At 67.6% G+C, this 15,584-nt stretch carries 11 protein-coding genes; 7 read left to right on the plus strand and 4 right to left on the minus strand.

The genetic code is table 11. The annotated features are described in order from the left end of the window. Positions 1–52 precede the first annotated feature (52 nt). The 4 genes from gltB to ASC55_RS02240 all read left to right on the plus strand — a co-directional run bounded on the left by gltB (position 53) and on the right by ASC55_RS02240 (position 8,308). Positions 53–4,576 (plus strand): glutamate synthase large subunit, encoded by a 4,524-nt coding sequence (gltB, locus tag ASC55_RS02225; protein ID WP_157535620.1) that lies wholly within the window; start codon positions 53–55, stop codon positions 4,574–4,576. Then, positions 4,569–6,035, plus strand: coding sequence for a glutamate synthase subunit beta (locus ASC55_RS02230; RefSeq protein ID WP_017830584.1), 1,467 nt, complete (start codon positions 4,569–4,571; stop codon positions 6,033–6,035). Before gltB ends, ASC55_RS02230 begins: the two co-directional genes overlap by 8 nt. A 58-nt stretch (positions 6,036–6,093) precedes the next feature. Next, positions 6,094–7,542, plus strand: a complete 1,449-nt coding sequence (gene pyk / locus ASC55_RS02235; protein WP_055868164.1) for a pyruvate kinase — start codon at positions 6,094–6,096, stop codon at positions 7,540–7,542. 79 nt (positions 7,543–7,621) lie between these two features. Continuing rightward, a complete protein-coding gene (locus ASC55_RS02240; RefSeq protein WP_200935130.1) occupies positions 7,622–8,308 on the plus strand; it encodes an esterase/lipase family protein in 687 nt (228 codons plus the stop codon). A 3-nt stretch (positions 8,309–8,311) separates the two neighbouring features. Here the strand turns inward: ASC55_RS02240 and ASC55_RS02245 are convergent, their stop codons facing one another. Further along, a complete protein-coding gene (locus tag ASC55_RS02245; protein ID WP_055872507.1) occupies positions 8,312–9,571 on the minus strand; it encodes an alpha/beta fold hydrolase in 1,260 nt (419 codons plus the stop codon). A 60-nt stretch (positions 9,572–9,631) separates the two neighbouring features. Between ASC55_RS02245 and ASC55_RS02250 the strand changes: the two genes are divergently transcribed. After that, entirely contained in the window at positions 9,632–10,198 is a 567-nt protein-coding gene (locus ASC55_RS02250) for a hypothetical protein (RefSeq protein ID WP_157559399.1), read from the plus strand. Between the two features lie 101 nt (positions 10,199–10,299). Here the strand turns inward: ASC55_RS02250 and ASC55_RS02255 are convergent, their stop codons facing one another. Then, positions 10,300–10,761: a universal stress protein gene (locus ASC55_RS02255; protein ID WP_055873130.1), complete on the minus strand. Its 462-nt coding sequence runs from the start codon at positions 10,759–10,761 to the stop codon at positions 10,300–10,302. 205 nt (positions 10,762–10,966) lie between these two features. Between ASC55_RS02255 and ASC55_RS02260 the strand changes: the two genes are divergently transcribed. Further along, entirely contained in the window at positions 10,967–13,453 is a 2,487-nt protein-coding gene (locus tag ASC55_RS02260; protein ID WP_055872509.1) for a phosphoketolase family protein, read from the plus strand. A 4-nt stretch (positions 13,454–13,457) separates the two neighbouring features. Next, positions 13,458–14,126, plus strand: a complete 669-nt coding sequence (locus tag ASC55_RS02265; RefSeq protein ID WP_055872510.1) for a BON domain-containing protein — start codon at positions 13,458–13,460, stop codon at positions 14,124–14,126. Here ASC55_RS02265 and ASC55_RS02270 read toward each other — a convergent pair. Together ASC55_RS02270 and ASC55_RS02275 are read right to left on the minus strand one after the other, a co-directional pair. Then, positions 14,120–14,791 (minus strand): response regulator, encoded by a 672-nt coding sequence (locus ASC55_RS02270; protein ID WP_055868178.1) that lies wholly within the window; start codon positions 14,789–14,791, stop codon positions 14,120–14,122. The genes ASC55_RS02265 and ASC55_RS02270 overlap by 7 nt on opposite strands. Positions 14,792–15,058: 267 nt before the next feature. Then, a complete protein-coding gene (locus ASC55_RS02275) occupies positions 15,059–15,550 on the minus strand; it encodes a universal stress protein (RefSeq protein ID WP_055872511.1) in 492 nt (163 codons plus the stop codon). Between the last annotated feature and the right edge of the window lie 34 nt (positions 15,551–15,584).

Consider the following 15,584-nt stretch of genomic DNA (forward strand, 5'->3'; position numbering starts at 1 on the left):
GTACTTCCAGCCCCCTTACGGCGCCTCCGGCGCATACCCCCCGAAGCAGGGCATGTACAACCCGGCGTTCGAGAAAGACGCCTGCGGCCTCGCCATGGTCGCGACACTGCGCGGCGAAGCCGGGCACGACATCATCGCGTTGGCCCTCGAGGCCCTGCGCAACCTGGAGCACCGCGGAGCCATCGGCTCGGATGCGGGCACCGGGGACGGCGCCGGCATCCTGACGCAGATGCCCGATGCATTCCTCCGCGACGTCGTCGGCTTCGAACTGCCGCCCGTGGGGGAGTACGCCGCAGGACTGGCGTTCCTGCCTCGCGATTCGAGCGAGCGCCGCCAGCAGAAGGCCGGGATCGAGAAGATCGCCCGTTCCGAGGGACTCCGCGTCCTCGGCTGGCGCGACGTCCCCACCGCCAACGAGAACCTCGGCAAGCTCGCCGACGAGGCGCGTCCCGCTTTCGAACAGCTCTTCGTGAGCGCCGGAGGGGCGACGCATACCGATGCCCCCCTCACGGGCATCGCCCTCGACCGGGTCGCCTACCGTCTGCGCAAGCGCGCCGGGCATGAACTCGGCGCCTACTTCGTCTCGCTCTCGGCCCGCACACTCGGGTACAAGGGCATGGTCACGACGCTGCAGCTCGAGCCGTTCTATCCCGACCTGCAGGATGAGCGCTTCGCCTCCGAGCTCGCGGTCGTGCACTCGCGCTACTCCACCAACACGTTCCCGTCGTGGCCGCTCGCCCAGCCGCTGCGCATGCTCGCCCACAACGGCGAGATCAACACGGTCGGCGGCAACCGCAACTGGATGCGCGCCCGCCAGTCGCAGCTCGAGTCCGAGCTCCTCGGCGACATCACGCCGCTGCTGCCGATCTGCACCGACGGCGCCAGTGACTCCGCCTCGTTCGACGAGGTGCTCGAACTGCTCACCCTCACCGGACGCAGCCTCCCGCACGCCATCATGATGATGGTGCCGGAGGCGTACGAGAAGCAGGCCGACATCACGCCGGAGCTGCGCTCGTTCTACGAGTACCACTCCAACCAGATGGAGCCGTGGGACGGTCCGGCAGCGCTCATCTTCACCGATGGCACGCTCGTCGGCGCGACCCTCGATCGCAACGGCCTGCGTCCTGGACGCTGGACGGAGACGACCGACGGTCTGGTCGTGATCGGCTCCGAGACCGGTGTGCTCCAGTTCGAGCCTGAACGCATCAAGCGTCGCGGTCGCCTGCAGCCGGGCAAGATGTTCCTCGTCGACACCTCGCAGCGTCGCATCATCGAGGACAGCGAGATCAAGCACGACCTCGCCACCATGCACCCGTGGCAGGAATGGCTGGATGCCGGCGCCGTCCGGCTCGCCGAGCTGCCCGAACGCGAGCACATCGTGCACCCGCCGGCATCGATCACCCGTCGACAGCGCACCTTCGGATACACCGAGGAAGAAGTCCGCATCCTCCTCACGCCCATGGGGCAGACCGGTGTCGAGCCGCTCGGCGCCATGGGGTCGGACACGCCGATCGCGGTGCTCAGCAAGCGTCCTCGCCTGCTGTTCGACTACTTCACGCAGCAGTTCGCGCAGGTGACGAACCCGCCGCTCGACTCGATCCGTGAAGAGGTCGTCACGAGCCTCAAGCTGGGCCTCGGTCCGGAGAGCAACCTGCTCTCCTGGGGACCGGAGCACACCCGCACCGTCTCGCTCGACTTCCCGGTGATCGACAACGACGAGCTCGCGAAGATCCGCCACATCGACAAGGCGATGCCGGGTCGGTCGAGCGCGACCATCCGTGGCCTCTACCACTTCGACGCGGGTCCCCAGACTCTGCAGGACCGTCTCACCGAGATGTGCGCCGAGGTCGACGAGGCGATCGAGAACGGCGCCGAGTTCATCATCCTGTCGGACCGCGACTCGAACAAGGACCTGACGCCGATCCCGTCCCTGCTCATGGTCTCGGCGATCCACCACCACCTCATCCGCCGCGAGAACCGCATGAAGGTCGGGCTCATCGTGGAAGCCGGAGACGTGCGCGAGGTGCACCACGTCGCGACGCTGATCGGCTACGGAGCCTCCGCCGTCAACCCGTACCTCGCGATGGAGACCGTCGAGCACCTCGTGCGCACCGGCTACATCACCGGCATCACGCCCGAGAAGGCGGTCAAGAACCTGATCTACGCGCTGGGCAAGGGCGTGCTCAAGATCATGTCGAAGATGGGCATCTCCACGGTGTCGTCCTACGCGGGCGCCCAGGTGTTCGAGGCTGTCGGTCTCAGCCAGGAGTTCATCGACGCGTACTTCACCCGCACCGAGTCCAAGCTCGGCGGGATCGGCATCGAGGAGATCTTCGCCGAGAACCAGGCGCGGCACGACTACGCCTATCCGGAGGATGCCGCGGCCCGCGCGCACGAGCGACTGTGGACCGGTGGTGAGTACCAGTGGCGCCGCGACGGCTCTCCGCACCTGTTCAACCCGGAGACGGTGTTCAAGCTGCAGCACTCGACCCGCACACGGCGCTACGACATCTTCCGCGAGTACACGAAGCTCGTCGACGAGCAGGCGGCCGAGCTCAAGACGCTGCGTGGACTGTTCAGCCTGCGCACCGGCACCCGCAAGCCCGTGCCGCTGGACGAGGTCGAACCGGTCTCCGCCATCGTGAAGCGCTTCTCCACGGGTGCGATGAGCTACGGCTCGATCTCCCGTGAAGCGCACGAGACGCTCGCGATCGCGATGAACAGCATCGGCGCGAAGTCGAACACCGGTGAAGGCGGCGAGGACCCGGACCGTCTCGTCGACCCCGAGCGTCGTAGCGCGATCAAGCAGGTCGCCTCGGGTCGCTTCGGCGTCACGAGCCTGTACCTGACCGAGGCGGACGACATCCAGATCAAGCTCGCCCAGGGCGCCAAGCCCGGTGAGGGTGGTCAGCTGCCGCCGACCAAGGTCTACCCCTGGGTCGCGCGCACCCGCCACGCGACGGCCGGGGTGGGACTGATCTCGCCGCCGCCGCACCATGACATCTACTCGATCGAAGACCTCAAGCAGCTCATCTTCGACCTGAAGCGGGCGAATCCCGAAGCACGCATCCACACCAAACTGGTGAGCCAGTCGGGAATCGGCGCGGTGTCGGCGGGTGTCGCCAAGGCGCTGAGCGACGTCATCCTGGTCTCCGGCCACGACGGCGGGACGGGCGCGAGCCCGTTGAACTCGCTCAAGCACGCGGGCACGCCCTGGGAGCTCGGTCTCGCCGAGACGCAGCAGACCCTCATGCTCAACGGGATGCGCGACCGCGTCGTGGTCCAGGTCGACGGTCAGCTCAAGACCGGTCGCGACGTCATCATCGGAGCACTCCTGGGCGCGGAGGAGTTCGGCTTCGCCACCGCTCCGCTCGTGGTCAGCGGCTGCATCATGATGCGCGTGTGCCACCTCGACACCTGCCCGGTCGGCGTAGCCACGCAGAACCCGGTTCTGCGTGAGCGCTTCACGGGCAAGCCCGAGTTCGTCGTCAACTTCATGGAGTTCATCGCGGAGGAAGTGCGCGAACTCCTCGCCGAGCTCGGCTACCGCTCGCTCGACGAGATCATCGGTCGCGCCGAGCTCATCGAGGTCAACGCCGCGGTGGAGCATTGGAAGGCCGAGGGCCTCGACCTCACTCCCGTGCTCGAAGGCCCCGTCTTCCCGGCGGGCGAGCCTCGCCGCAGCGGTCGCGCGCAGGATCACGAGCTCGAGAAGCACTTCGACGTGCAGCTGATCGACATCGCGAAGGGGGCGCTGCTCAACGGCGAACCCGTCGTTGTGGAGCTGCCCATCGCCAACACCGAACGCGCGGTCGGAACGATGCTGGGTCACCAGGTGACCTCTCGGCACGGTGCCGCTGGTCTGCCGCAGGGCACGATCGACGTCACCCTGCACGGCACCGCGGGACAGTCGCTCGGGGCGTTCCTGCCGCCGGGGATCGTGCTGCGGCTGGAAGGTGATGCGAACGACTACGTCGGCAAGGGCCTGTCGGGCGGTGACATCACCATCCGTCCGCCGCGCGGCTCCGCCATCGCACCCCATGAGAACGTCATCGCCGGCAACGTGATCGGCTACGGCGCTACCTCGGGGACGATGTTCATCTCCGGTGTCGTCGGCGAGCGGTTCCTGGTGCGCAACTCCGGCGCGACCGCCGTCGTCGAGGGCGTGGGCGACCATGCACTCGAATACATGACCGGTGGCCTGGCCGTGATCCTCGGTTCGACCGGTCGGAACTTCGGCGCCGGCATGTCCGGGGGAGTGGCGTACGTGCACGCGCTCGACACGAGCAAGGTCAACGCCCAGTCGCTGGGCAGCGGGGAGCTGCTGCTCGAGCCGCTGGACCGCGCGGATCTCGAAGTGCTGCGCAGCCTGCTCGTCGCACACATCGAGCGCACCGCGTCTCCGCGGGCGTCCGCGCTTCTCGAGAGTTTCGAAGAGGCCGCGGCAGAGTTCGTCAAGGTGCTGCCTCGCGACTTCGCCGCGGTGCGGAGCATGCGCGAGGAGGCGCTGGCCGAGGGGATCGACCCCGACGGCGACATCGTGTGGAACCGCATCCTGGAGGTGACCGGTGGCTGACCCCAAAGGCTTTCTGAAGGTGACCGAGCGGGAGCTTCCCGCACGTCGTCCCGTGCCCGTGCGCATCATGGACTGGAAAGAGGTCTACGAGCCCGGAGACACGCAGGTCCTCCGCCGTCAGGCCGGGCGCTGCATGGACTGCGGTGTGCCGTTCTGCCACCAGGGCTGCCCGCTCGGCAACCTGATTCCGGAGTGGAACGATCTGACGTGGCGCGGCGAGGGTCGCGCGGCGATCGAGCGCCTGCACGCGACGAACAACTTCCCGGAGTTCACGGGCCGGCTGTGCCCCGCACCGTGCGAGAGCTCGTGCGTGCTCGGCATCAACCAGCCTGCGGTGACGATCAAGCAGATCGAGGTCTCGATCATCGACGAGGCCTTCGCGAAGGGCTGGGTCGAGCCCGAGCCGCCCGAGCGCCTCACCGGCAAGACGGTCGCCGTGGTCGGATCAGGGCCCGCGGGCCTCGCGGCCGCCCAGCAGCTGACCCGGGCCGGGCACACCGTCGCGGTCTTCGAGCGTGACGATCGCATCGGCGGTCTGCTGCGCTACGGCATCCCGGACTTCAAGATGGAGAAGACGCAGCTCGAGTCGCGCCTGCGTCAGATGCAGGAGGAAGGCACCCGCTTCCGTGCGGGTGTCGAGATCGGCAAGGACATCTCCTGGCCCGACCTCCGCGCCCGCTACGATGCCGTCGTCATCGCGACCGGATCGACCGTGCCGCGTGATCTCGCGATCCCCGGACGCGACCTCGACGGCGTGCACTTCGCCATGGAGTACCTCGTGGAGTCGAACCACGCAGTCGCCGGAGACAAGGTCACCGACCAGATCAGCGCCGAGGGCAAGCACGTCATCGTGATCGGCGGCGGAGACACCGGTGCGGACTGCATCGGCACCGCTCACCGTCAGGGCGCGCTCAGCGTGACCAACCTCGCGATCGGCAAGCAGCCAGGCGACACGCGTCCCGACCACCAGCCGTGGCCGATGATGCCGACCGTCTTCGAGGTCTCCTCCGCGCACGAGGAAGGCGGTGAGCGGGTCTTCCTCGCATCGACCGTCGAGTTCCTCGGGAACGAGGTCGGCGAGGTCCGCGCGCTGCGTGTGGCCGAGACGGAGTACATCGACGGGCGCCGTGTGCCCAAGAGCGGCACCGAGCGGGAGATCCCGGCGGATCTGATCCTGATCGCGATGGGGTTCACCGGACCGGAGCAGGGCGGGTACACCGACGACACGCTTCCGCAGGTGACCGAGCGCGGTGCCTTCGGGCGCGACTCGTCGTACGAGTCGACGGTTCCCGGCGTGTTCGTCGCCGGCGACGCAGGCCGCGGACAGTCGCTCATCGTATGGGCCATCGCCGAGGGCCGTGCAGCGGCCGCGAACGTCGACCGATTCCTCATGGGCAGCACCGTGCTGCCCGAGCCGGTGCGTCCGAGCGATGTCGCGATCGGTCTCCAGCCCGCGTAGGCTGAGGCCGGCACCGTCGCCTGATTTACCTTCCCCCACTTCTACCCTGGAGAAATCTTTGAGACGCGCGAAAATCGTCGCCACCCTGGGCCCCGCCACCTCCACCTATGAGACGGTGCGCGCACTGATCGATGCGGGGGTGGATGTCGCTCGACTGAACCTCAGCCACGGTGACTACTCCGTGCACGAGAACAACTACGCCAACGTGCGTCGTGCCGCAGAGGACGCCGGTCGTCCGGTCGCCATCCTCGTCGACCTCCAGGGGCCGAAGATCCGTCTCGGCAAGTTCGAGAACGGCCCTTACGAGCTCGCCAAGGGCGACATCTTCAAGATCACCACCGAAGACATCATCGGCAACAAGGACATCTGCGGTACGACCTTCAAGGGTCTCCCGCAGGACGTCAAGCCCGGTGACTTCCTCCTCATCGACGACGGCAAGGTGCGCGTCGAGGTCGTCGAGACCGACGGTGTCACGGTCACCACCAAGGTGATCGTCGCCGGTGCCGTCTCGAACAACAAGGGCATCAACCTGCCCGGCGTCGCCGTGAACGTCCCCGCGCTGAGCGAGAAGGACGAGGACGACCTGCGTTGGGGTCTGCGCATCGGCGCCGACCTGATCGCCCTGTCGTTCGTCCGCAACGCCGACGACGTCACCCGTGTGCACGAGATCATGGCGGAAGAGGGCGTCCGCGTGCCCGTCATCGCCAAGGTCGAGAAGCCGCAGGCCGTCGACGCGCTCGAGGAGATCGTCGACGCCTTCGACTCGATCATGGTCGCCCGTGGCGACCTGGGCGTCGAGCTTCCGCTCGAGGCCGTGCCGATCGTGCAGAAGCGTGCGGTCGAGATCGCACGTCGCATGGCCAAGCCGGTCATCGTCGCGACGCAGATGCTCGAGTCGATGATCAACAGCCCCGTTCCGACGCGCGCCGAGACCTCGGATGTCGCGAATGCGGTGCTCGACGGTGCAGACGCCGTCATGCTCTCCGGTGAGACGAGCGTCGGCGACTACCCCGTCGTGGTCGTGGAGACCATGGCTCGCATCATCGAGTCGACTGAGGAGCACGGCCTGGAGCGCATCGCGCCCCTCACGACCAAGCCCCGCACGCAGGGTGGCGCGATCACCCTCGCCGCTCTCGAGGTCGCCGAGTTCGTCGACGCGAAGTTCCTCTGCGTGTTCACGCAGTCCGGTGACTCGGCACGCCGCCTGTCGCGTCTGCGCTCGCGCATCCCGATGATCGCCTTCACACCGGAGCCTGGTATCCGCCGCCGCATGGCGCTGACGTGGGGCATCCGCTCGACCCTGGTCGACATGGTGCAGCACACCGACCTGATGTATCACCAGGTCGACGAGTACCTGCTCGGCAACGGTCTCGCCGAGGAAGGGGACAAGGTCGTCGTGATCTCCGGTTCCCCTCCCGGAATCGTCGGATCGACGAACGACCTTCGTGTGCACAAGGTCGGCGATGCGATCCGCGGTGCCGCCCCCATCTACAAGGCAGGCGTCTGACGGACAGCATCCAGAGGGGGCGGGACTTCGGTCCCGCCCCCTCTGTCATATGCGTCAGGTAGTTTTCACTCATGGAGCCGTGCCGTCGTCCGAGGAGCACATCATCGGCGTGCTGAGGAACGCCGGGTGGTGGGTCGCTGACTACGTCTACGCGGGGTACTGGCAGGTGCGTGCGCTGTTCGACCGCACCGATCCGGCCTCCTTCGCATCCGGGCGCGCCGCCCACATCGTCGTGCTCCCCGGTGTGTACGAGACCTGGAGGTTCCTGCAACCGCTCGTCGTGGCGATGCATCGGCGCGGGCACCCCGTCCACATCGTCGACGCGCTCCGCCGCAATCAGCAGCCGGTGGTCGACCTGGCCGCCGATGTGACGGCCTTCCTCGAGGAGCATGACCTCACCGATGTGATCCTCGTCGCCCACAGCAAGGGCGGCCTCGCAGGGAAACTCGTCATGACCGGCCCGGCGGGAGAGCGGGTGCGGTCGATGCTCGCGGTCGCGACACCGTTCGGCGGATCTCGCTACGCCCGCCGCATGCTGTCACGCACTCTGCGGGAGTTCTCTCCGGAAGCCCCGTCGATCGTGAGTCTCGCACGGCAGCTGAGCGTGAACGAGCGGATCGTCTCGGTCTACGCGGAGTTCGATCCGCACATCCCGGAGGGGAGCGAGCTCGCCGGCGCCAAGAACGTCCGCCTCGAGACGGGCGGACACTTCCGGATCCTCGCCCACCCGCGGGTTCTGGCAGAGCTCGCGGTCCTGGCGGAGTAGCGCTCAGTCGCAGCCGTCGGCAGCGGGGCGGCCTCCACCGAGCGTCGGGAGCCACAGGAGCAGATCCGGCAGCGCGGCGTAGGCGGCGAGGCCGTGGGTGACATCCGGATAGCGGTGGAAGGTGACCTCCGTGTTCTGCGTGCAGAGCAGCTTCACGTAGCCCTCGGTCGCGCTCGGGAGCACGAGCTCGTCTGCTTCTCCCTGACCGACGAAGACCGGCACCCTGAGAGGGCTGTTCCCCGCACTGTTCTCCTGGAGCATCGTCTGCCAGGGCTCTGTCGTCGCAGGGTCGCTTCGCACGTAGCGACCGACGAGCGGGTCGGCGATCGCGTGGATCTGCGCGTTCTGGGTGAGCAGGCACAGGGCGGCCATGTCGGGGGTCGCCGACAGCCCGGCGGGCGTGAGCACGTCGGTGATCGCCTCGGAGCCGTACTGCTCTGCGTAGGCGGCGTCGTAGGCCGGGATGGCGAAGGAGGCGATGGTGACGCCCGAGAGGTTGACGATGTCGTCGGTCATCAAGGCGTTCAGATTCGCCGCCGGCGCCGCCACCGCGACGCCCTCGATCGTGAGCTCGTGCGCGTACTCCGCCGCGCGCTCCGCCGCGAACAGAACCGCCTGGCCTCCCTGCGAATGTCCCCACAGCACGACCCTGTCGCTCACCCCTGCGCCGTCGATGCGGCGTGCTGCGCGCACGATGTCCAGCACGCTGTTGGATTCGGGAATGCCCAGCAGATACGACGAGGCGCCTTCGATCCCGAGGCCGGGATAGTCGGTGGCGGCGATGGCGTACCCCTCGGCGAGCAGCTCGTGCATCCCCTCGATGTACTCGAACGGGTCCATCCCGAGCGACGGTGCGCACCGTGTGGCCGCCCCCGTGGTGGGATGGCCCCAGGACACGATCGTGCGTCCGCCGTCGGGAACCGGCCCGTTCGGGACGATCACGACGCCGGACACCGGGATATCCGCGCCCGCCTGATCGCGCGAGTGGTAGATCACACGCCACGCGCTGGTGCCGACGGGAGCGCTTTCGATCGGTGCGATGCGGATGATCTCGCCCGGATCGTCGCGGGGCAGGGGAGTGGGAAGCGCATAGAAGGCCGGATCCGTCCGCGCATCCTCCTGTTCGGCCAGCGTTCGGCGGGTGACCTCGATCGCGACGAGCACGAGCACCACGATCACGAGGGCGCCGATCAGGATGAGGGCGCGGCGTCGGCGCCGCGGGCGCGTGGCATGCGCGGCCGGCAGACCGTCACCGTTGTGCATAAGGACTTTCTAGCGCACGCAGCGAAAGAGCACGAGGAGGGTCCCGTTACGATGGCGCTCATGACGCCAACGGTCCCGAGAACCCGACGGTCGTCGTTGCGGCCCACGGTCATCGGGTGGGTGGCATGGTGCCTCTTCATCCTGAGCGTCTTCGTGGTGTCCACGAATGCAGGGCGTGACCGCTACACAGGGGTCTGTCCTGGACCGGGCGAGGGCGGACGTGATTGGGTCTTCGAGCTGTTCCCGTTCGCGCAGACGTGTGTGGCGCGCGGTGTCTTCCTCCCTGTCACGGTGGCCGACGTGATCCAGACCGTCGTCGTATGCGTGTCGCTGCTCGTGGCCCTCGTCGCGACCGTGCGCCTGCTGACCGTGGGGCGCTTCCGAGAGCTTCGTCGCGGCTCGACGGTCCTGATCGCCGCCCAAGCAGCCGGAATCCTCCTCACCGGAGCGATGCTCCTCGTCCAGCTGGACTCCGCTCTCCAGCCGCCAGGAGCGGGTGGCGTCAACGTCGGACTCGTCTGGGTCGCAGCGGTCGCCCTGGGGCTGGCCACCGCGGTCACCGTGATCGTCTTCGTCTTCGTATCGCTCGTGAACCTCGGACGAGCGCACTCGGAGGCGCGACAGTAGTCGGAGTCGGAGGCCAGAGCGGTCGTCGGCACGCAGATGTCCGTCGGCACCGGCGGGCAAGACCGGCTTCGTCGTCCTGGCGTCGAGAGGGCCTCTCGGGATCAGAGTCGAGTGTGGTCGCCGTCTGCGGTTGCGGTCTTCGGTGTGTGGACGATCAGGACGGGACAGTGCGCGTGTTCCGCGCATGCGGCGCTGACCGATCCCAGGAGCAATCCGGCGAACCCTCCGTGACCGCGACTGCCCAGCACGAGCATGTAGCAGTTCTCGCTCAGTCCGATGAGCGTTCGTGCGGGAGCACCGAGCAGTGTCCGCTGGGTCAGTCCGGCGGGTGGTCGTCCGCCGAAGGCCTTCCGGATGCTCTCACCGAGAATCTCCTCGGCGTCCTGTTCGGGCGACCACTCGATGGCCGCATAGGGATCGATGGGTGGTGCGGTCCATGTGGTGACGACGTGCAGAGGTCTGTTCAGGGCGTCTGCCAGGGGAGCGGCGTAGCGCAGCGCTTCGACGGATGACGCCGAGCCATCGACGCCAACGATGATGCGGTCGGTCGGTGTGGTCTCCATCCCCCCACGATCGCGGGTCCGGTGCGCGATCCCCGGGACGAAGGTCACACCGACCTCACTCCAGAGGTCGTGTGGCGAAAGGGTCTGCGGCGAACGCCGTCCGAGGGTCTCGTGGACCGGCTCGGGACCTTCGGCACTGGAGCGCCCGAGCGAACGGAGATGTACTCGTGCTCATGACGCGAACCCCCTTCCGAGACGAAACGCGATGAGTGCGTCCGGAGCCCTCAGCTGGCCGAGCATCGAGCTGACCGAACCGTCACCCCCGACGCTGGAGGCTCTGAACGCCTGGTGGCGTGCAGCGAACTACCTGTCGGTGGGGCAGATCTACCTGCTCGACAACCCTCTGCTGCGCGAGCCGCTCACCCGCGACCACATCAAGCCGCGACTGCTCGGCCACTGGGGGACCACGCCCGGCCTCAACTTCATCTACGCCCACCTGAACCGCGTCATCCGGGAGCGTGCGCTCGATGTCCTCTTCGTCGCCGGGCCGGGTCACGGAGGGCCCGGGATGGTCGCCAACGCCTACCTGGACGGCACATACAGCGAGGTGTACGACGCGATCCCTCGCACCGAGAACGGCGTCCGCGCGCTGTTCCGCCAGTTCTCCTTCCCCGGGGGGATCCCCAGCCACGTGGCACCGGAGACCCCGGGGTCGATCCACGAGGGTGGCGAGCTCGGCTACTCGCTGGCCCACGCCTACGGGGCCGCATTCGACAATCCGGACCTGCTGGTCGCCGCCGTCGTCGGCGACGGCGAAGCCGAGACCGGGCCCCTGGCGACCGGATGGCACTCGAACAAGTTCCTCGATCCCCAGCACGACGGGGTGGTGCTGCCGATCCTGCACCTGAACGGCTACAAGATCGCCAATCCGACCGTGCTCGCCCGCATCCCCGAAGAGGAGCTTCTGCAATTGATGCGCGGGTACGGGCACACGCCGTATCTCGTCTCCGGAGGCTTCGACGGTGAGGATCCCCTCGAAGTCCACAGACGATTCGCGCACACCCTGGATCAGGTGCTCAACCAGATCGCGCAGATCAAGGCGGATGCGGCGTCGGGCGCGCTCAACGCCCGTCCCGCCTGGCCGATGATCGTGCTGCGCACACCCAAGGGGTGGACCTGCCCGAAGGTGATCGACGGACATCCGGCGGAGGACAACTGGCGTTCGCACCAGGTTCCCCTTCGGGACGCCCGCGACACGCTCGCGCACACCCAGCTGCTCGAGCACTGGATGCGCTCCTACCGGCCGGAGGAGCTGTTCGACGAGGCGGGTTCGATCAGGGCGTCCGTGGCCGCTCTCGCGCCGGAGGGAGATGCGCGGATGAGTGCCAACCCCGTGGCGAACGGCGGCCTCCTGCGCAGAGACCTGGTTCTCCCGGACTTCCGCGACTACGCCGTCGATGTCCCGTCTCCGGGAGGGTCCGTCAGCGAGGCCACCCGCGTTCTCGGCACCTGGCTGCGCGATGTGATCGCGGCCAACCCGAAGGACTTCCGGATCTTCGGCCCCGACGAGACCGCCTCCAACCGTCTCGACGCCGTCTTCGAGGTCACGGACAAGCAGTGGAACGCCGCGCTGTGGCCGATCGATGACGACAACCACCTGGCCAGGGCCGGCCGCGTCGTCGAGATGCTCAGCGAACACCAATGTCAGGGGTGGCTCGAGGGCTACCTGCTGACGGGGCGCCATGGAGTCTTCAATTCCTACGAGGCGTTCGTGCACATCGTCGACTCGATGTTCAATCAGCACGCCAAATGGCTGAAGACCGCGAAGGGCATTCCCTGGCGCCGCCCGATCTCCTCACTGAACTACCTGCTCAGCTCACACGTCTGGCGTCAGGATCACAACGGGCTGTCGCACCAGGACCCGGGATTCATCGACCACGTGGTGAACAAGAAAGCGGATGTGGTGCGCGTCTACCTGCCCTTCGACGCCAACACGCTCCTGTCGACCTACGATCACTGTCTGCGTTCGGTCGACTACGTCAACGTCGTCGTCGCCGGCAAGCAGCCGGCGCCGAACTGGTTGACGATGTCGGAGGCCATCGAACACTGCACACGGGGGCTGGGCATCCTGGAATGGGCCGGGAACGAGCGGACGGATCAGGAACCGGACGTCGTCCTCGCGGCGGCGGGTGATGTCCCGACGCTGGAGGTCCTCGCCGCAGCAGCCATCATCCGTGAGCGCATGCCTCGGCTGAGCGTCCGGGTCGTCAACGTGGTCGACCTGATGCGGCTCCAGAGCGAGGGCGAGCATCCGCACGGACTCAGCGACCGGGAGTACGACGCCGTCTTCACTGAGGACAGGCCTGTGATCTTCGCCTACCACGGCTACCCGTGGCTCATCCACCGCCTCACGTACCGGCGGCACGGACACGACAACCTCCATGTGCGCGGCTACATCGAGGAGGGCACCACGACGACACCGTTCGACATGGTCATGATGAACGACATGGACCGGTTCCACCTCGTGATCGACGTGATCGACCGGGTGCCCGGCCTCGCCTCCACGCACGCGGTGCTGCGACAGGAGATGCAGGATGCGCGGCTTCGTGCGCGGGCCTACACGCGCGCGCACGGCGAAGATGCGCCTGAGATCGCGGGGTGGACCTGGAACAGCGCCTCCACCCCGAACGGCGGTGACCGCGGGATCTCTGCGCCTTCCGTCGAACCCGAGCACCACGATCAGAAGGAGTAGCACCATGACATCCACCACCCGCATCGATGACGAAGACCTCCAGCGAGCGGTCCAGCAGGAACTGGAGTGGACCCCCGATGTCGACAGCGCAGGGATCGGCGTCGCGGTCGAAGACGGCACAGTGGCCCTCTCCGGTGAAGTCGACAGCCACACCGAGCGCCTGGCGGCACGACACGCCGCCCTGCGCGTGCGCGGCGTGAATGCCGTCATCGACCACCTCGTCCTGCCGTCGTCGCCGGACGAACGCATGGCCGACACCGCCGTCGCGGAAGAGGTGGAGCACGCTCTTCGCGCTGCCGCTGACGTCCCTCCCGGCGTGAAGGCGGTGATCGAGGGCGGCGACGTCAGCCTCATGGGGGAGGTGGACTGGGACTACGAGCGGCACGCCGCGAAGCGCGCGGTGCAGCATCTGAAAGGTGTGCGAACCGTGAACAGCATGATCACGCTCACCGCCCGGCCCTCGGCGGCGGATGCAGAGGAACGCATCCGCGGCGCGATCAGGCGCAACGCGCTCGTCGACGCGCACACGATCGAGGTCGCGGTCTCGGGCACCTCGGTCATGCTCACCGGCACCGTCCGATCATGGGCGGAGAAGAATCAGGCTGTGGAAGCGGCCTGGGCCTCTCCGCATGTGACCGAGGTCGACAACCGCATCGTCGTCCGCCCTTATTGATGAGGTGGCGCCGACGGCGCACCGGGAGACCCGATTCCGGCCGTCCGCTCCGTCTCGAGCACGGCCGCCTGCGTCCGGCGCTCCAGCCCGAGCTTGCTGAGCACGGAGGAGACGTAGTTCTTCACCGTCTTCTCCGCGAGCCCGAGACGGTCGCCGATCTGAGCGTTGGTCAGCCCTTCGGCGATCAGCGCGAGCGTCTGCTTCTCGCGCAGGTTGAGCGATCCGTAACGAGGGTCCTCTGTGCGGGCGTCGCGCACGCGATGGGTGATGCGGCGAACCATCGAGGGATTCAGCAGTGACTCTCCGTCGGCCACGGCGCAGACGGCACGCACGAGTTCATCGGTGTGCAGACTCTTCAACAGGTAGCCGGAGGCATCGCCCATGACGGCGGCGACGAGCGCGTCGTCATCGTCGAATGCGGTCAGGATCAGGCATCGCACGCTCGGATGGGCTTGGCGGATGTGGCGGCACAGATCGATACCGCTGCCGTCAGGGAGATGCACGTCCAGGACGGCGACGTCGGGGAGCGTCTCGGCGATCCGGATGACCGCCTCGCTGCAGGTCGATGCTTCCCCGACCACTGTCAGATCGGGGTGCGCGTCGAGGAGTCCGGCGATGCCGCGGCGCACGATCTCGTGATCGTCGACCAGGAACACTCGGTGCATTCGTCCCTCTCTTCGTTGTCGGGCGGCGGGGCGGCCATCAAAACGGGTGCGGACGTGCAGCTCACAGTACAGCTCGCGACTCGCACGGGAACAGGACTCGTCACGGGACCAAAGACCCACCGTGGGGCGGCCTTCGCGTCGTATCCTCGCCTTCTGGGAAAAAGAGGGGGGGAGTCGCCCGCATCGGGAGGGCTGCTCCGAGAAAAAGGGACAGGGGCCGCGCTCCAGGGGCAGTGCGGTTCCTCTCTCTTCTCTCGGCCGTGACGATCAGGGCTGTCCCGGGGGAGCGGAGGCCCGAGGGGCTTCGGATGTGACAGCGGGCGGCATCGGTGTGTGGACGACGAGCACCGGACAGCGGGCGTGGGCCGCGCACGCCGCACTGACGGAGCCGAGGAGCAGCCCGGCGAATCCCCCATGTCCACGACTGCCGACGACGAGCATCGACGCCCGGTCGCTCTGTTCGATGAGCACCTCTGCGGCGCGGCCGGGAACGACCGATTGCGAGAAATGCTCCGGAGGCGATCCCTGGAACGCTGCACGCACGGTATCGAGGAGGCACCGCTGCGCATCCATCTTGGGAGACCATTCGGTGCCGGGATCGAACGGATCGAGCATCACCGGATACGTCCAGGTGGTCACCGCCGCGAGTGGGACATCGAGTGCAGCGGCGATGCGCGCCGCGTACGACAACGCCTCCACGGAGGCGGCGGAGCCATCGACGCCGACGACGATGGGGAGCGGCTCGACGATGTCTGTCATCCGTCCAGGATTCACCCCGCGGGAGCGGCTCGCA

Source organism: Microbacterium sp. Root322 (assembly GCF_001425645.1).
GTDB lineage: Bacteria > Actinomycetota > Actinomycetes > Actinomycetales > Microbacteriaceae > Microbacterium > Microbacterium maritypicum.